Annotated in this window: 16 protein-coding genes and 1 tRNA gene; 6 read left to right on the plus strand and 11 right to left on the minus strand. The window is 71.2% G+C overall.

Annotated elements, in window-relative coordinates:
- Positions 1 to 23: 23 nt before the first annotated feature.
- From ACLJN9_RS08480 to ACLJN9_RS08490, 3 genes are read right to left on the minus strand one after another with little or no spacing between them, the layout of a single operon-like run.
- Positions 24 to 1,502, minus strand: coding sequence for a protein phosphatase 2C domain-containing protein (locus tag ACLJN9_RS08480; protein WP_410810552.1), 1,479 nt, complete (start codon positions 1,500 to 1,502; stop codon positions 24 to 26).
- On the minus strand, positions 1,499 to 1,984 hold the full coding sequence (locus tag ACLJN9_RS08485) for an FHA domain-containing protein (protein ID WP_319460637.1): 486 nt from the start codon (positions 1,982 to 1,984) through the stop codon (positions 1,499 to 1,501). Before ACLJN9_RS08485 ends, ACLJN9_RS08480 begins: the two co-directional genes overlap by 4 nt.
- A 6-nt stretch (positions 1,985 to 1,990) precedes the next feature.
- The gene (locus tag ACLJN9_RS08490; RefSeq protein WP_410810554.1) at positions 1,991 to 2,779 is read right to left on the minus strand and encodes an FhaA domain-containing protein; all 789 of its coding nucleotides are present in this window, start codon (positions 2,777 to 2,779) and stop codon (positions 1,991 to 1,993) included.
- A 207-nt stretch (positions 2,780 to 2,986) separates the two neighbouring features.
- Between ACLJN9_RS08490 and ACLJN9_RS08495 the strand changes: the two genes are divergently transcribed.
- The 3 genes from ACLJN9_RS08495 to ACLJN9_RS08505 all read left to right on the plus strand — a co-directional run bounded on the left by ACLJN9_RS08495 (position 2,987) and on the right by ACLJN9_RS08505 (position 5,055).
- Positions 2,987 to 3,072: transfer RNA gene (locus ACLJN9_RS08495), tRNA-Leu, on the plus strand.
- A 64-nt stretch (positions 3,073 to 3,136) separates the two neighbouring features.
- Positions 3,137 to 4,252 carry an NAD-dependent epimerase/dehydratase family protein gene (locus ACLJN9_RS08500; protein ID WP_410810555.1) on the plus strand — a complete coding sequence of 372 codons (1,116 nt, stop codon included), beginning with the start codon at positions 3,137 to 3,139 and terminating at the stop codon, positions 4,250 to 4,252.
- Complete coding sequence (locus ACLJN9_RS08505) at positions 4,249 to 5,055, plus strand: WecB/TagA/CpsF family glycosyltransferase (RefSeq protein WP_410810556.1); 807 nt, start codon at positions 4,249 to 4,251, stop codon at positions 5,053 to 5,055. The genes ACLJN9_RS08500 and ACLJN9_RS08505 overlap by 4 nt, the downstream gene beginning before the upstream one ends.
- 65 nt (positions 5,056 to 5,120) lie before the next feature.
- Here ACLJN9_RS08505 and ACLJN9_RS08510 read toward each other — a convergent pair whose 3' ends face one another.
- The 4 genes from ACLJN9_RS08510 to ACLJN9_RS08525 all read right to left on the minus strand — a co-directional run bounded on the left by ACLJN9_RS08510 (position 5,121) and on the right by ACLJN9_RS08525 (position 9,145).
- Positions 5,121 to 6,683 carry a S8 family peptidase gene (locus ACLJN9_RS08510; RefSeq protein WP_410810557.1) on the minus strand — a complete coding sequence of 521 codons (1,563 nt, stop codon included), beginning with the start codon at positions 6,681 to 6,683 and terminating at the stop codon, positions 5,121 to 5,123.
- A 783-nt stretch (positions 6,684 to 7,466) separates the two neighbouring features.
- Positions 7,467 to 7,868, minus strand: a complete 402-nt coding sequence (locus ACLJN9_RS08515; protein WP_410810559.1) for a hypothetical protein — start codon at positions 7,866 to 7,868, stop codon at positions 7,467 to 7,469.
- Positions 7,869 to 8,072: 204 nt separating this feature from the next.
- Positions 8,073 to 8,294, minus strand: a complete 222-nt coding sequence (locus tag ACLJN9_RS08520; RefSeq protein ID WP_410810560.1) for a DUF397 domain-containing protein — start codon at positions 8,292 to 8,294, stop codon at positions 8,073 to 8,075.
- Positions 8,264 to 9,145 carry a helix-turn-helix domain-containing protein gene (locus ACLJN9_RS08525; RefSeq protein WP_030487606.1) on the minus strand — a complete coding sequence of 294 codons (882 nt, stop codon included), beginning with the start codon at positions 9,143 to 9,145 and terminating at the stop codon, positions 8,264 to 8,266. The genes ACLJN9_RS08520 and ACLJN9_RS08525 overlap by 31 nt, the downstream gene beginning before the upstream one ends.
- A gap of 627 nt (positions 9,146 to 9,772) precedes the next feature.
- On the opposite strand from ACLJN9_RS08525, the gene ACLJN9_RS08530 reads away from it, so the two are divergent.
- Positions 9,773 to 10,060, plus strand: a complete 288-nt coding sequence (locus ACLJN9_RS08530; RefSeq protein ID WP_410810561.1) for a hypothetical protein — start codon at positions 9,773 to 9,775, stop codon at positions 10,058 to 10,060.
- Positions 10,061 to 10,157: 97 nt separating this feature from the next.
- On the plus strand, positions 10,158 to 10,589 hold the full coding sequence (locus ACLJN9_RS08535) for a hypothetical protein (RefSeq protein ID WP_410810562.1): 432 nt from the start codon (positions 10,158 to 10,160) through the stop codon (positions 10,587 to 10,589).
- A gap of 7 nt (positions 10,590 to 10,596) precedes the next feature.
- Here ACLJN9_RS08535 and ACLJN9_RS08540 read toward each other — a convergent pair whose 3' ends face one another.
- On the minus strand, positions 10,597 to 11,610 hold the full coding sequence (locus ACLJN9_RS08540) for a PASTA domain-containing protein (protein ID WP_410810564.1): 1,014 nt from the start codon (positions 11,608 to 11,610) through the stop codon (positions 10,597 to 10,599).
- Positions 11,611 to 11,796: 186 nt separating this feature from the next.
- On the minus strand, positions 11,797 to 12,498 hold the full coding sequence (locus tag ACLJN9_RS08545) for a PASTA domain-containing protein (RefSeq protein WP_410810565.1): 702 nt from the start codon (positions 12,496 to 12,498) through the stop codon (positions 11,797 to 11,799).
- Between the two features lie 121 nt (positions 12,499 to 12,619).
- On the opposite strand from ACLJN9_RS08545, the gene ACLJN9_RS08550 reads away from it, so the two are divergent.
- Positions 12,620 to 14,038 (plus strand): hypothetical protein, encoded by a 1,419-nt coding sequence (locus tag ACLJN9_RS08550; RefSeq protein ID WP_410810566.1) that lies wholly within the window; start codon positions 12,620 to 12,622, stop codon positions 14,036 to 14,038.
- A gap of 21 nt (positions 14,039 to 14,059) precedes the next feature.
- Here ACLJN9_RS08550 and ACLJN9_RS08555 read toward each other — a convergent pair whose 3' ends face one another.
- Together ACLJN9_RS08555 and ACLJN9_RS08560 are read right to left on the minus strand one after the other, a co-directional pair.
- On the minus strand, positions 14,060 to 15,538 hold the full coding sequence (locus ACLJN9_RS08555) for a glutamate--cysteine ligase (protein ID WP_410810568.1): 1,479 nt from the start codon (positions 15,536 to 15,538) through the stop codon (positions 14,060 to 14,062).
- 288 nt (positions 15,539 to 15,826) lie between these two features.
- On the minus strand, positions 15,827 to 16,408 hold the full coding sequence (locus ACLJN9_RS08560) for a YceI family protein (RefSeq protein WP_410810569.1): 582 nt from the start codon (positions 16,406 to 16,408) through the stop codon (positions 15,827 to 15,829).
- Positions 16,409 to 16,489 lie beyond the last annotated feature (81 nt).

The raw sequence follows: 16,489 nt of genomic DNA on the forward strand, positions 1-16,489 counted from the left end.
ATCCTCGGGATCTCAGCCGACGCTCACTCGGGAGACCGGCAACCAGCCGGGTCGAGCGCCGGACTGGCCGGGTCGGTGGGCGTGGCATCGGGCGTCGGGGTCGGACTGGTCGCGCCGACAGAGGCGGTGGCATCCGCGGTCGGAGTTACGCTGACGACCCCCTCGGGCGTCGCCGAACTGCTGGCAGTGGGGCTGCCGTTCGGCGCCGGGGTCGTTCCGACCGGGGCCGGGGTCGGGGTCGAAGTCGGCGCGCCACCCGTCGCGGTCGGGTCGGGCGGGCAGATCGGCTTCAGGTTGGGATTGCTCGGAGTGTCGCTGGTCAGCTCGGCCAGCTGGCGCTCGGCGTCCGGCTCGCTCTTGGCTCGGATGCCCACCTTGACGGTGTCCTGCGCCGCCACGGTGAGGTCGTCCAGCCTGGTGCCGCTGGTGCGGTGCACCGTGGAGAGGTCCACTCCCGCGATCTCACCCTGGATGCCCCGGAAGACGGCGACCTGCCCCCCCTCGGTGGCACCCACGTAGTACTGCCGCTGGGTGTACGTCCAGCCGGCGAAGACGCCGCCGCCGATGATCACCAGCAGGGCCAGCGCCATCGCGGTGGTCCGCACCGGTCGGCGCTTCGGCCGCTCCGAATCGTCGTCACCGGCCGCCGGCTCCTCGGGCGCGGGAGGACGCGGCGGGGAGAGCGCCGAGGCCCGGGCGGCCGGGGTCGAGTCGTCGGCGGAGGTGGCCATGCCACGGTCGCGGGCGGCGGCGCCACCGACGATCGGGGTCGCCTCGACGATGTCGTGATCGGTGGCGTCGGCAATGATCACCGTGATGTTGTCCGGACCGCCGCCGCGCAGCGCGAGCTGCACCAGCCGCTCGACGCACTGCTGCGGGTCGGGGTACTCGCGCAGGGTCTCGCCGATGGTGTCGGCACTGACCACGCCCGAGAGACCGTCGCTGCAGATCAGGTACCGGTCGCCGGGCAGCACCTGGCGTACCGAGTACTCGGGGTCGATGTCCCGGCCGTCCAGCGCGCGGGTCAGCAGTGACCGCTGTGGGTGACTGCTCGCCTCCTCGGCGCTGATCCGGCCCTCGTCGACCAGCATCTGGACGTACGTGTCGTCCTTGGTGATCTGCGCGAACTCGTTGTTGCGCACGAGATAGGCCCGCGAGTCGCCGATGTGGACCATCCCCAGCTTGCTGCCGGAGAAGAGGGTCGCCGTCAGCGTGGTGCCCATCCCCTCCAACTGCGGGTTGGCGTCCACCGTGTCGCGGAGTTGTTGGTTGGCGGTGCCCACGGCCGAACGCAACGCGTCGACGAGAGCGTCCCCAGGGACGTCCTCGTCGAGCGGCGCCATGGCACCGATGACGATGTTGCTGGCGACGTCACCGGCGGCCATGCCGCCCATGCCGTCGGCGACGGCGAGTAGCCGCGGCCCGGCGTAGACGGAGTCTTGATTACCGTCTCGGATCAGACCGCGGTCGCTGTGGGCCGCATAGCGCAGGGTCAGAGTCATGGCCGTAATTCGAGGGAAGTGCGGCCGATCCGGATCGGCACGCCGAGGGGGACGGGGGTTGGTCCGGTGACCTTAGCGCGATCTAGGTAAGTGCCGTTAGTCGAGCCGAGGTCCTCGACGAACCACTGCCCGTCGCGCGGCACGAGCCGGGCGTGCCGCGCTGAGGCGTAGTCGTCGGTGATGACCAGGGTGGAGTCCTCGGCCCGACCGATGGTGATCTGCGCTTCACCGAGAGTGATGCGGGTGCCGGCCAACTGGCCGGCGGTCACCACCATCTGGTGTGCCGCCCTGCCCCGCTTCACCTTCGCCGGCTTGGCCGCCTGCCCCGTCGAGGCGCCCACCGCACGCGGCGCCGCCACCAGGCGACCGGACCGGGCCCCCGCGAAGAGGTCCCGGCGGATCACGCCGACCACCGTGAACACGAAGATCCACAGCAGGATGAGGAAACCGAACCGGGCGACGGTGATGACCAGCTCCGGCAAGGCGGGTCAGCCGTCCACGCGGAAGGTCAGTGTCGTGGTGCCGAGCTGGACCATGTCGCCGGGGTTGAGGGCGACCGCGGAGACCCGCTGGCCGTTGACCATGGTGCCGTTGGTCGACCCCAGATCGGTCAGCACAACCTGGCCGCCATCAAAATCCAGCCGGGCGTGTCGCCGGGAGATGCCGACGTCGGGCAGGCGCAGGTTGGCCTGGTCGCCGCGACCGATCACCGTCGACCCCATCTGGAGGGGGTAGGTGCGCCCGTCGCCCGAAACCAGCCGGACGTTGCGGGTGCCACCGTGCCCTGGCGGCGGGCCGTAGCCACCACCCTGGTCGTACGTGGGGTAGGCGGGCGGACCGGCGTCGTAGCCGGGTGCCGACACGGGGGCGACCTCGCCACCGGTGTAGACCTCCGCCGTGACCCGGAACATGCCCGTGTCCAGGCCCTCACCCCGCTCGATCTCAACGATCACGTCGCCGTAGACCGTCCAGGCCTGCTCGCCGATGAACTCCGCCTGCGACTGGGCCAGTTCCTGGGCCAGCGCGGCGGCGTACGGCGCCAGCCGACTGTGGTCGAACGGCGAGAGATCGATCACGTAGCGGTTGGGCACCAACGTGCGCCCACCGGCGAGGATCGCCTTGTGCGCCTCGGCCTCCCGCTGCATGGCGTTGAGGATCTCCACGGGGTGGACCACCCCTTTGAAAACCTTGGCGAAAGCCCCTTCCACCAGGCCTTCCAGACGCTTCTCGAAGCGTTGCAGCACGCTCACCGGCTCCTCCTCGGGTCCCGAGGACATGATGGTATCCGGCCGGCGCGCGCGCAGCTCACACGCCGCTCGGCCGCCTGCTACCGGCCCGTTCGGGTAGGCCGGAACTACCGTGCTACTCTTTCGTCCGTCACGAACGGTAACCGCTCGTGGCGAGTGCCGGTGACAGCGTAGTATCTCCGGGGCCTGTTGGAGACAGCGGGTCCGGGGCGGCTACAGTGTTCCGGGTCGTGCCACGGGGATGTGGCGGAATGGCAGACGCGCACGGTTCAGGTCCGTGTGCCCGAAAGGGCGTGGGGGTTCAACTCCCCCCATCCCCACCACAGACGAGGGCTCCGCGGTATGCGGGGCCCTTCCGTCATATCGGGGCGTGCCGGGCATCACGCTATGCTCCGAAGGTCTCTTCCTCCGATGGACCAGGGGTGGCGTGTGAGTGTCGCGTTGGTGACCGGATCGGGCGGTCTGATCGGTTCGGAGGCGGTCCGGCACTTCGCCGGCCTCGGTCTGGACGTCGTCGGCATCGACAACGACATGCGCCGGTACTTCTTCGGCGAGGACGGCTCCACCAAGTGGAGTCTGGAGCGGTTGACCCGTGATCTGGGCGGCGCGTACACCCACTTCGCCGTGGACATCCGGGACCGCGACGGCCTGGAGCAGGTCTTCAAGAAGTACTCCTCGGACATCGCCGTGGTGATCCACAGCGCGGCACAGCCGAGTCACGACTGGGCGGCCAAGGAGCCGTACACGGACTTCGACGTGAACGCCGGCGGCACGCTCAACATCCTGGAGAACACCCGGCTGCACGCGATCGACGCGGCGTTCATCCACTGCTCGACCAACAAGGTCTACGGCGACCGGCCCAACAGCCTGCCGCTGGTCGAGCTGGAGACCCGCTACGAGCTGCCGGAGGACCACCGCTGGCACCGGGGCATCACCGAAGAGATGTCGATCGACAACTCGCTGCACTCGGTCTTCGGCGCGTCCAAGGTCGCCGCGGACGTGATGGTCCAGGAGTACGGGCGGTACTTCGACATGAAGACCGCGTGTTTCCGGGGCGGCACGTTGACCGGCCCGGGGCACTCGGCGGCCGAGTTGCACGGGTTCCTGGCGTACCTGATGCGCTGCGTGATGGAGGGCCGGACGTACAACCTGTTCGGCTACAAGGGAAAGATGGTCCGCGACGCCATCCACTCGCGTGACGTGCTGACCGCGTTCGAGGCGTTCTTCCGGGCACCGCGCTCGGCGGAGGTCTACAACCTCGGCGGAGGCCGGCACTCCAACACCTCGCACATCGAGGCGTTCCGGATCGCCGAGGAGATCACCGGTCGCGAGGCGCGGATCAACTACGTCGAACAGAACCGCACCGGCGACCACCAGTGGTACGTCAGCAGCATGGCCCGGTTCGAGCAGCAGTACCCGGACTGGAAGATCACTTATGACGTGCCGATGATCCTGCGCGAGATCTACGAGGCCAACGTGGACAAGTGGATGCCCAAGCCGTGACCGATCAGACGAAGCGCAACGTGCTTGGCGTCCTGGTCGACGCCACGGACTACGACACGGCGACCGAGGCGGTGGTGAGCGCGGCGCACGAGCGGCGTCCACTCGCGTTGACGGCGCTGGCCGTGCACGGCGTGATGACCGGAGTCCTGGATCGGGCGCACAACGCGCGGCTCAACTCCTTCGACGTGGTCACGCCGGACGGTCAGCCGGTGCGCTGGGCACTCAACCTGCTGCACCACGCGGGGCTCACCGACCGCGTCTACGGGCCGACCCTGACCCTGCACGTGCTCGCCCGTTTCGCCGACGAGGGCCTGCCCGTCTACCTGTACGGCTCGACCGAGGAGACCCTCGCCAAGCTGATCCCGGCCCTGGAGCGGATGTTCCCAGCGTTGAAGATCGCCGGGGTGGAGCCGTCCAAGTTCCGCCCGGTCCAGCCCGGCGAGGACGTCGAGATCGCCGACCGGATCCGGTCCAGCGGCGCCCGGCTGGTCCTGGTCGGTCTCGGCTGCCCGCGCCAGGAGGTCTTCGCGTACGCCATGCGGCCGCTGCTCGACATGCCGCTGATGGCGGTCGGCGCGGCCTTCGACTACCACGCGGGGCTGCTGCGGCAGCCGCCGCCATGGATGCAGCGCGCCGGCCTGGAGTGGTTCTGGCGGCTCGGTCTGGAGCCGAGGCGGCTCTGGCGCCGCTACGTCATCCTCAACCCGGCCTACCTGACCCGGCTCGCCGGACAGAAGACCGGCCTGTGGAAGCCCCGCCCGCCAGAGCCGGCCACCGAGCGGTTGTCGACCTTCGCGGTCTGACCGCATCCGTACGGCACGAGGCCCCACCCGGGACGTCGGGTGGGGCCTCGGCCGTGGGAGACAGGTCAAACGGTCAGGGTCCAGCTGTTGATGTAGCCGGTGTCGGCCGAGTACACGTCGCGCACCTGAAGCCGCCAGGTGCCGTCGGCGGCCTCACCGGAGACGTTGGCCGTGTACGTGGTGATCACGTTGTCCGCGCTGTCCGAGCTGCTGTTCTTCAGCCGGTAGGCGCTGCCGTCCGGTGCGAGCAGGTCGATCACCAGGTCACCGCGGTAGGTGTGCACGATGTTCACCGCGACACTGGAGCTCGACGAGGCGTTCCGGCCGCAGCCGGCGATGGTGATCGCGCTGGTCACCGCCGCACCGGCGTCCGGGATCGCCACGTCGGTGCCGTTGGTGCCGGTGCAGCCGGTCGGCGGCGGGGGCGGCGGCGGGGTGGTGCCGGTGCCCACGTAGAGCAACCGGTTCGGCGAGCCCGAGCCCGGGTTGGTCACCACGTTGGGGGTGGCGTTGGCGACCAACTGGTCGCGGACCTGCTGCGGGGTCCAGCTCGGGTTGGCGCTCGCGACCAGAGCGGCCGCACCGACCACGTGCGGTGTGGCCATCGAGGTGCCGCTGATCGTGTTGGTCGCGGTGTCGCTGCTGTACCAGGCCGAGGTGATCGACGAGCCGGGGGCGAAGATGTCCAGGCAGGTGCCGACGTTGGAGAACGACGAGCGGGCGTCCGAGCTGGTCGTCGAGCCCACCGTGATGGCCTCCGTGGTGCGGGCCGGTGAGGTGTTGCAGGCGTTCGCACCGTTGTCGTTGCCGGCCGCCAGGCCGTACGTCACGCCGGACGCGATCGAGTTGCGAACGGCGGTGTCCAACGAGCTGTTCGCGCCACCGCCGAGGCTCATGTTCGCCACCGCCGGCTTTATCGCGTTCTGGGTGACCCAGTCGACGCCGGCGATCACACCGGCGTTGGTGCCACTGCCGGAGCAGTTCAACACGCGTACGCCGACGAGCTGCACGGCCTTTGCGACCCCGTACGCGGATCCGCCGACGGTACCGGCGACGTGCGTGCCGTGCCCGTTGCAGTCGTCGGCCGACCCGCCGTCGACGGCGTCGTAGCCGGAGGTGGCCCGGCCACCGAAGTCGGTGTGGGTGAAGCGGATGCCGGTGTCGATGATGTAGGCGTGCACGTTGCCCGCCGTGTTCGGGTACGTGTAGGAGCTGTCCAGCGGCAGGTTGCGCTGGTCGATCCGGTCCAGGCCCCAGGAGGGCGGGTTGGCCTGCGTTCCGGAGATCGCCACGGTGTGGTTCTGCTCCACGTACGCCACCGCCGGGTCGGCCGCGATGCGTGCCGCCGCGCTCGCGTCGACGGTGACCTCGAAGCCGCGCAGCGCCGTGGCGTAGGTGCGGGCCACCGTGCCGCCGTGCCGGCCGGCCAGCCGCTGTGCGGTGTCCCCGACGCGGCTGCGCTGCACGGCGCTGTCGTTCAGGACGACGATGTAGCTGCCCGGTACGGCGGTGGCCCCGCCGGCCGCCCGGACCACGCCGACGGGCTCGGCGGCCAGGGCTGGCGTACCGATGGCCAACACGGTCGCCGTGGCCACCCCGACCAGTACGGACCTGCGTGGAAGACCCATCTCCCTACCTCCCTCCGACCGGCGGGGAAACGCAGCCGCCGATCCCACATCGATCGACAATTGCCGATCGAGCCGAGGGTAGATCCGCACCCGGGGCAGATGAACATGTCGAAACGTCCATAACACCGGTGGGATGCCCCTACGGGCCCGACGTCCGGGTCGAGCGGGGGACCGGCCCGGATTCGCCTCGCCGCCGGCCGGCGAAGACTTTCCGACATGGAGAGTCAGCTCACCATCCTGTTGCCGGTCACCGTCATCTGGCTGGCCGCGGGCGCCGTGGCCGACGGGCTGCCGTCGCTGCGCACCACCCGCGCGCTACGTCGACGTACCGGATGGTTGCTCGCGCTCGTTCTGACCGGCGTGGCGCTCACCGCCGCGACACTCGTCGCCGGGCTGCTCAGCGCCGGCGCCGCGCCGGTCGACCGGGCCGCCGCCGGGCTCACCCTGGCCGCCGGCCCGACGGTGGTGGCGGCGGTCTGCTCCGTACGGCGGATCCGCCGGCTGCGGGCCGGGGTCGGCGCGTTCGCCAGCGCGCCCGCCACTCCCGCTCCGCACGGGCTGCGCGCCGCCACGGCTCACCCGCTCGTCGGGCTGCCGGTGCAGGTCACCGCCCTGGCCACGGTGCCGGCGCTGATCACGGCGGCCGGTGCCGACCTCGGTGCCGAGCCCGGTGTCACCGGGCCGGCGATCACCGTGGGTGCGCTCACGGTCATCGCCATCGGCGTCCGGCACGCACTACGGCACAGCCGGCTCGCCGAACGCGTCCGGTCGGACCCGCCGCAGTCAGCGCGAGCGGCCCGGCCCCTGCACGTACAGCAACTCCAGGATCGCCCGGGTGGCCTCGAACCAGCGGTCCAACCAGCCGACCGGCGGCACGCTGCCCTTCGGCGGCAACTCCATCAGCAGACCACGCAGCAACGGATGGTCCGCCAGTGACTCGGTGGGCTCCATTGGCCAACCGGCCGGTGGGAACGACGGCTCGACCAGCGGGTTCGGGTCCAGTGACGGCAGCGAGAGCGGCGGATCGGCCTTCTCGGACGCCAGCCCCTCCCGCCCACCCAACTCCTCGTCGGTCGATACCACCTCGGTCAGCACGGTGTCGCGCCGCGCCCCGCGGTACTTGCCACCGAACCGCTCCGGCTTACCCGGACCGTTGGTGAGGTTGTCAGACCCGATCGTCGTCATCCGTCTCGCCTACCTTGCTCGGTTGCGGGTCGGTGCGGCAGGTCGTCGACCTGCGCCGTACCGACCGGTTCAACGAGACGGACCCGCTGTGGCGACGGGAGTCCCGACACAACCTGGCCGGGGCGACCACCCGGGGGCGGCCGCCCCGCGCACGGGAAGGTCCCCGTCCGGTCGGAACCGGACGGGGACCCAGTGACCACCTGGTCAGGCCGAGCCGAACGCACCGCCTCGGGTGACGGCGACGAAGGCGTGCCAGTCACCCGGGGCGAAGACCAGGGCCGGACCGGCCTTGTCCTTCGAGTCCCTTACCCCGACCGCCCCGGTCACGTACGCCACCTCCACGCAGTTGTCGCAGTTCGGCCCGCTCTTCGAGCTCTTGAACCACGTTGCCTGCGTCAGGTCCACGGGGAACCCCTTGGTCGCCATTTCCACAACGGCTCCTCTGCCAATTTTGCGATGTGTGCGACGGACTCCTCCGGACGAATGGCCGCAGCGCGGATGTGATCGAAGATGAAGCTGTACTTCTGCAGTTCGTCGCTCTTCTCGAGGAAGAGCCCACCCGTGGCGTTCTCCGCGTACACGACATCCGGATCACCGGGCTCAGGGAAGCTGAGGATCGTGAAGGTCCCGTCCATGCCGGCGTGCGCACCCACCTCGAAAGGCAGGATCTGCAACGTCACGTTCGGCAGTTCGGCCACCTCGACCAGCCGCTTGAGCTGGCCGCGCATCACCTCGTCCCCGCCCACCGGCCTGCTTACCACCGCCTCATCGAGCACCACCCACAGATCGACCGGATCGTCCTGGGTCAACAACGACTGACGACCCAGACGGACACGCACCCGTTGATGCACCTGATCGGCGGTGAAGTCCGGACGGGCGGCGCGGATCATCGCCCCGGCGTACTCCTCGGTCTCCAGCAGACCGGGCACCACCTGCTGTTCGTACGCCCGGATCGAGCTCGCTGCGGCCTCCAGCCCGACGTACGCCCCGACCAGCACCGTGCTGTACGGGTGCCACCAGCCCTTCTGCCGGGCCTCCCGGGCGATCTGCACGAGCTCGTCGCTCTCGGCACCCACCACGCCGTAGATCCGCAGCATGTCGCGGACGTCGCGCGGGGTGGCCGTGGTGTGCCCGGTCTCGATGCGGGAGACCTTCGACGCCGAGCACTCCAACTGCTCGGCCACCACCTCGATGGTGATCCCGGCGGACTCCCGCTGACGACGCAGTTCGGCACCGAGCCGCCGCCGCCGGATGGTCGGGCTTCGCCGCTCACTCATGGCCCGACCACCGCGTCCTTGATCCTCGCCGCTGGCTGCTCGACCCCACTCGGGCTACCTCCGGTCGACGCGCCACTGGCTGCCACCCGCCGGGGGCGCGACCGTCGACCGGCGAGCGTTCGCGACGGAGGGGTGGTACCGGTGCTCGGCCGGCCGCGACGGGCGAAACCGGCTCCCAGTGTGCCGCCCGGACGTCGATGGCTTCAAGCGGCGCTTTGGACACGCGACTCACGCATCGGCAAAAGTCGACGTGCAACTTGCATGAAGCACGTCCCTGATGCACTCTGTCCGTATGGCTCGGATCACTCAGCGTCTCCGTCCGGTCCCCCGGTGTGGTCATCCCACCCGGTCCGGAAAAGCCGACGCGACGTGAGCCCGGCCAGCGACACCGAGACCTGCTCCGGGGGAAAGACCCCGCCGCTGCAAGCCGGCAAGCTGCGGCGGCGGGCGCGGTTCCCGGAAGCAGTCGGGTGATGGTCGGGTGGCGGCACGCCACCAGCGGAGTACGGCCCGACCACCACCATCCGCACCACAGGTCCACGAGGCGCGACCCCGTCACCGGGCCGAGACGTTCCCCCGATCAGTCACCGCCGGCACCAACGCCGGCCGACTCCCCCAGGAGCCCATGTGCTTCCCCGCTCCGGTGACGTACTGAACGTGACTCGCGCGGCGAGTGTCCAGTTCCTCAGGCCCATCAGGTACCGGGTGATCCGAGTGCTCGACTGGCCGACCTACGACGGTTGGCTCTGGCTCGACGGCTACGAGTTGAACTCCGCGGGCGACGCGGTCGCCCGCCGGTCGATCTTCGTCCAGCGGGAAGGGCTGCAACAGGTGCAGCAGTCCGCGCCGGAGCCCCGCCCGCACACCGTACGGCCTCGGCGTCCCGTCGTCCGTACTCCCGTCCGGGTGGGCTGACCACCGCGATCCGCCGCCGGTGGGCGTGCCGTCGCCATAGAATCGGTACGCCCACCCGGCACCGTTCCACCCGCGCGTCCAGGGCCCTGAGCCTGGGATGGTCATGGTCAATCAGCCCGCCCTGCGGCGGCACCACCGCTCCCGTATCACCTACGCCCTCGCACTGCTCACCCTGTTCGGGGCCGTGACCACACTCGTGGTCCTGGTCCGCGACCCGGCGCTGTCGTCAACCCGGCTGACGACGCCGGTGCCGGCACCGGAGATCACCGTGGTCGACGTCGACCCGCCAACGGACGAAGAGCCCGGCTCGATCGGCGCGGGCACCCCCCAGGACGGCGTCGATCCGACCGCCGCGGCTGGGGCCGGCGCCGGCGGTCAGTCCGACGGCCGGCAGGAGATCACCGAGGCGGCTCCCGCCCAGCACACCGCGACGGATGTCCGCCGCTCCCTGTTCTGGTCCGGAATCTTCGGCCTCACCATCTCGCTCGTCGGCCTCGGCCTGGTCGGCGCCCGCCGTCGAATGTGGTGAGTACTCATCAGGGTGTGTTCGTCGCCGTGGGGCCGGGCGCGGTCGAACTGACGCCGGTCGAGGGCCGGGCCTGGGAGACGACCAGCAGCACCTCCTCGTCGGGCGAGACCGCCGTGCCGGCGTCCGGCTCGGTGCCCACCACCGTGCCCGGCGGCAGCTCGGACGGGCGGTACACCACCCGGTAGGTCAGACCGAGCCGGCCCAACAGCCCTTCGGCGGTTGCCTGCGGGAGGCCGGCCAGTGGCGGCACCGTTGTCTCGACCGGCGCGGAGGTGGGCACCGAGCTGCTCGGCGACTCACTGGTCGGTGCCGCCGAGGTGGGCGCCGCGCTGGTCGCGGCGGCAGTCGTGGCACTGGCCGGTGGGCGCGACGGCGTGCCTGCTGGCTCGTCCGGGTCGTCGTCCTGTGCGGCGAGCACCACCCAGACCGCGGCCCCGACCAGGCCCACGAGCAGCAGCGCGAGTACGCCCCAGAGGATCGGCAGCCACCAACGCCGGCCACCCTGCTCCTCGGCGTACCACTCGCCGGCGGGCTCGGCCGGTCGCGGTGTCCGCACCTCCGCCCGCCCGGACCACGGCGGCGCTGCCCGCTCCGGGGGCAGCGGCGCGGTCCGATCGGCCGACGTGCCCGGCTGACCCGACGCGGAGCGGTCGATCGGCATGGTCTCGTCGGGCGGCGCAGTCGGCCGGGTCGACGCGGAGCGGTCGATCGGCATGGTCTCGTCGGGCGACGCAGTCGGCCGGGTCGACGCGGAGCGGTCGATCGGCATGGTCTCGTCGGGCGACGCAGTCGGCCGGGTCGACGCGGAGCGGTCGATCGGCATGGTCTCGTCGGACGACGCAGTCGGGCCGACCGGCACGGTGCGGTCGATCGGCGCCGTCTCATCTGGCGACGCGGCGCGGGGTGACGTGGCGGGCTCGGCCGGTCGTGGCGGCTCCGGCCGGTCTCCGGCGGGCCGCAGGGGACGGGTCGAATCGTCGTCGTGCTCCCCGGAGGGCGGCTCCTGGCGGTCGTCGCTCATCGCACGTCCTTTCCCGAACCGAACCGGGGGCGCCACGGCCCTCGACCGCTAACCTAACCGCCCGCACCGTTTCCGGCGGGTATCAGCGTCCCGAACCGCCCGGCGCCGACCGGTGTCGCCGGTCGCCACGACCGGATCGCCGGTGCGTGCTGCCGCACGGTCCCGGGCGGCTGCCGGCCGAGAATCTCAGGGGGTGGGAGTCTGGTTCGGCAGGCTGGGTGGAGCAGCAGACCCGCACCAGATGCTGACCTCGTCATTCCAGCGGGCCGGGCCGTTCTCGGCCGGCTCCTGCCGACTGACCTCACCACTGCGTCCGCTCCGGTAGCGGGGATAGAGCCCTTCGTCGATCAGGTCGGCGGCGGCATCGGAGCAGTCGTCGCCGACCACGTCCGGCACCTCGGCCGCCGGCGCCGGGCCGGCCACGTGGAGTTGCACCGAGGCGCCCCGCGCCACCTCGGTGCCCACGGTGGGCGAGGTGCTCTCGACCGTACGACCGGTGCCCGTGCCGAACACCAGCCGCCAGCCCAGCTTCTGCTTGCGTAGCAGGTCGCGGGCCTGCAGGAAGTCGGTGCCGATCACCGGCGGCACGGTCAGCCCGGTGCCCTTCGTAGCGGTAGCGGCGGTGCGGGGGGCCGACGGGGTGGTCCCGGCGGTGCTCGGCCGGGGCGCGGTGACCTGGCCGGTCGATGCACCGGTCGCGGTCGCCACCGCCAGCGGATCCGTCCCGGGTCCGTCGTCTCCGGCCAGCAGCCAGCCACCGGTCGCTCCGATCGCGGCAAGGAGCACGGCGGCCAGCCCGCCGCCCAGCAACACGCTGGTCCGGCCAGGACCACCATCGTCCCGGCCACCACCAGCGGAATCCTGCCGACCCGTGTTCGCGTCCGTCATACCGCCCACCGCCCCATTTCCGGCGACCGTACCCGTTGCCGCCCACCACGCTGCCCGGCGGTCGACCACGACCGGTCGTTGCCACTCGCCGCGCCGACGACGGGAGGCTACGCTGCCCGGCATGGCCAGACGGGGCTGGGGAGTATCGATCGTGACGGCGATCGGGGTCGCTGCCGGCGCTGGCGCCGCGCAACTGGGCTTCGGCTACGGGCTCGGCGTCATCACCTGGACGCCCACCGATGCCGGGGCCACCCAGACGGCATGGGCGGACGCCCTCGCCTGGGCCACCTGGCTCGCCGCCAGCTCGACGGTCCTGGGCGCGGTCTGCGCGCAGCGGCTGCACCGGCGGGCCGTACCGGCCCACCTCGGCGTGACCGACAGGCAGCCGGCGTCCCTCGCCGTTTCCGAACCGCCAGCGGACGGCTCGGATCGGCCGGAACCGGCGACCGTCGGAACGGATGATCCGGCGGCGGTGGGCGACACCGGTCCGGCGGTGCCGGCCCGTCCTACCTCGACCAGCGACCGGTCGGCGGCGGAGGCCGAGGCCCTTCCCGGCGAGCGCGGTGGCCTGCTGGAACGGCTCGCCGTGGCACTCGGCGCCGGGACCGGCGGACTGGTCACCGTGCTGCTGGTCGCCGTGCCCGCGCGGGTCGCGGTGGGCGCCGACACCGGGGCACCGCAACGGGTCGCCGCGGTGCACGCGGGCCTGGGCATCCTGATCGGCGTGCTCGTCGCGCTCTGGGCGCTGCGCTCCCGCACCGCCGCGCTGAACGTGACCGCGACGGCCGCCTGGCTGTGGCTACTCGCGGTGGTCACGGTCGTCGACGGGGTACGCGTCGGACGCGGGCTGACCGGCGCACAGCTCGGCACCTGGCAGCTCGACCCGGACCACCCGCGGTACTGGATCGGTGACCAGCTCTACTGGCCGGGCGCGCTGTTGGCGCTCGTCCCCGCGCTGCTGATCGGTGCGCTGGCGGCGCGGCGGGCCGCCCGGTCGACCGGGCACCGGGTCGGTGCGGCGGCATCCGGTGCGGCCGGTCCACTGCTCGTCGCGCTCGCCTACCTGACCACCCTGCCGCGCTGGTCGGCGCTCGGCCCGGCACAGCTGTCCACCCAACTGATCGCCCCGTACGCGGTGATCGCCGGCGTCGGCGGCTCGGTGCTGATCGCCGTGCTCGCCGAGCGGGCCGACCGGAACCGGGCCGCTGCCCGGGGCGTGGCTGCCGCGGAAACGGATCCCGCCCCTCGAACCGGTGCAGCTCCGGCCACCAGCCCCGACCCGACCCCGACCGTTGAGGCCGGGTCCGAGTCGTTGGCTCCCGGCACCGGCGACCGTCGCGCCAGGACAGAGACAGGCACCGCACCGACGACCGGGGCGGGACGTCGGACGCACGACGCGACCGCCGTACCCCGGGTGCCGGCACCGCGTACGGCCCCGGACCTCTCCGACCCGGCCGGCGGCGAGACAACCAAGGCCCCGGCCCCGAGCACCCGGCGCAGCCGGTCGACCCCACGCACCACCCGCCCGACCACCGACTAACGCAGCTCGTCGGCGTCGTCGTCAGTCGACCGGCCAGGTGTGCACCGGCTCGTTGCCGCGCTGGAGTTCCGCGTACCGCTGGATCATGTGGTGCAGCGCGGCGGACCGGTCCATTCCCCGGCGCCGCTCGGCGGCCCAGACCGCCTCGGTCTGCCAGACGGCGCCGTTACGGCCGGTCCGGCAGCGCTGCTCGATGATGCCGAGCAGCCGGTCCCGCTGGGCCGCGGCGACCCCGAACCCGTCCAGGCCGGCCGCCGCGGTGGGCAACAACTGATCCAGGACCAGCCTGGTGACCGGCACATCCCCCACCCGGGGCCAGTGCAGCACGGCGTCCAGGCCACGGCGGGCGGCGGCGTGGAAGTTCTCCTCGGCGGAGCTGAAGGTGAGCTGGCTCCAGATCGGCCGGTCCGATTCGGCAAGGCCACGGGCCAGGCCGAAGTAGAAGGCGGCGTTGGCCAGCATGTCCACCACGGTGGGGCCGGCCGGCAGCACCCTGTTCTCCACACGCAGGTGCGGGCGGCCGTTCATGATGTCGTAGACCGGGCGGTTCCACCGGTAGACGGTGCCGTTGTGCAGCCGCAGCTCACCGAGCTGGGGAACACCGCCGGCGTGCAGCACCTCCACCGGATCCTCGTCCTCGCAGATCGGCAGCAGGGGCGGGAAGTAGCGGACGTTCTCCTCGAACAGGTCGAAGATCGAGGTGATCCACCGCTCGCCGAACCACACCCGGGGGCGTACGCCCTGGGCCTTGAGCTCGTCGGGACGGGTGTCGGTGGCCTGCTCGAAGAGGGCGATCCGGGTCTCGGCCCAGAGTTGACGGCCGTACAGGAAAGGGGAGTTCGCCCCGATCGCCACCTGCACGCCGGCGATGGCCTGCGACGCGTTCCAGTAGTCGGCGAAGCTGTCCGGCGCCACCTGGAGGTGGAACTGGAGGCTGGTGCAGGCGGCCTCGGGGGCGATCGAGTCGGTGTGCGTCCGCAGTTGCTCGACACCGCGGATGTCGAGCTCGATGTCCTCGCCCCGGGCACCCACGATCTGGTCGTTGAGCACCCGGTAGCGCTCGTTGGTGGACAGGTTGTCCTCGACCAGGTGACCCTCGGTGAGAGTGGGCAGGATGCCGACGAGGACGATCTTCGCGTCGGATTTGGCCGCGCGCTCGTCGGCCCGGGAGAGGCTGCCCCGCAGGTCGTGTTCGTAGTCGGCGAAGCCGTCGCCCTCGATCAGTCGGGGTTCGGCGTTCAGCTCCAGGTTGAACTGCCCCAGCTCGGTCTGGAAGAGCGGATCGGCGATGTCGGCGAGGATCTCCTCGTTGCGCATCGCCGGCTCGGCCGCCGAGTCGACCAGGTTGAGTTCGATCTCCAGGCCGGTCATCGGTCGGTCGGCGTCGAAGCCGAAGTCGTCCAGCATCAGGGCGAAGACGTCCAGGCAGCGCCGGACCTTCTGCCGGTAGCGGACGCGGTCCTCCCGGGTGAAGGCGCCCTGTGAGACGTCCCTGCCCATGTGTCCTCCCGACGCCCGGCGCGGTCGGGATCCTGCCGTCCCGGAAAGCGCATTGTGAACCATCCACGGTAGGAGCGCCCACCTGGCCGAGGCCAGAGGTCGGACACAGGGATCCGCCGCCGACCATCGGGTACGCGCTCGTGGCGCCCTCTGTACCCGGTCGCCATCGGATCGGACCCGATCTGGAGCGAACAACTCGTGACAATTACCACGAGTACGGCGGCAGGAATGGTGCCGGGCCCGCGCCGAGGTGCGGCGCGGGCCCGGGCGTACCGGCGATCGACAGGATCAGGCCTGGCGGACGGCCTCGCCCTCGATCTCGATCTTGATCTTCTTGCTGACCAGCACGCCGCCGGTCTCCAGGGCGACGTTCCAGGTCAGGCCGAACTCCTCGCGGTCGATCTCGGTGCTCGCGGAGAAGCCGAAGATGTCCTGGCCGAACGGGCTGCGGCCGACACCCTCGAACTCGACCTGCAGCTCGACCGGACGGCTGACACCCTTGATGGTCAGCTCACCGGTGAGCACGAAGTCGTTGCCGCGGTGGGACTTGACCCCGGTGCTGCGGAACTCGAGGGTCGGGAACGCCTCGACGTCCAGGAACTCGGGGCTGCGCAGGTGCGCGTCCCGGTCGGCCTGGGTGGTGTCGATGCTGGCGCCCTGGATGGTTGCGACGACCGAGGACTGCAGCGGGTCCTCAGCGACGGTGATGGTCGCGGTGGCCTCGGTGAACTCGCCACGGACCTTGCTGACCATCATGTGCCGGGCGACGAAGCCCACCCGCTTGTGCGCGGCGTCGAGCGCGTAGGTGCCGGGGGTCGGGATGGTGAGGCCGTCCCAGTCGCGGGTAACCGCATCGATGCTGCTGGTCATGCTGCTGTCCTCCAGGAGATTGTTTAGTAGCCCAACGACTGCTTGAGCAACTATAACCTCAACAACATTCCCTCTGTCAAG

This window comes from Micromonospora sp. 067-2 (assembly GCF_046549295.1).
Classification (GTDB): domain Bacteria; phylum Actinomycetota; class Actinomycetes; order Mycobacteriales; family Micromonosporaceae; genus Micromonospora.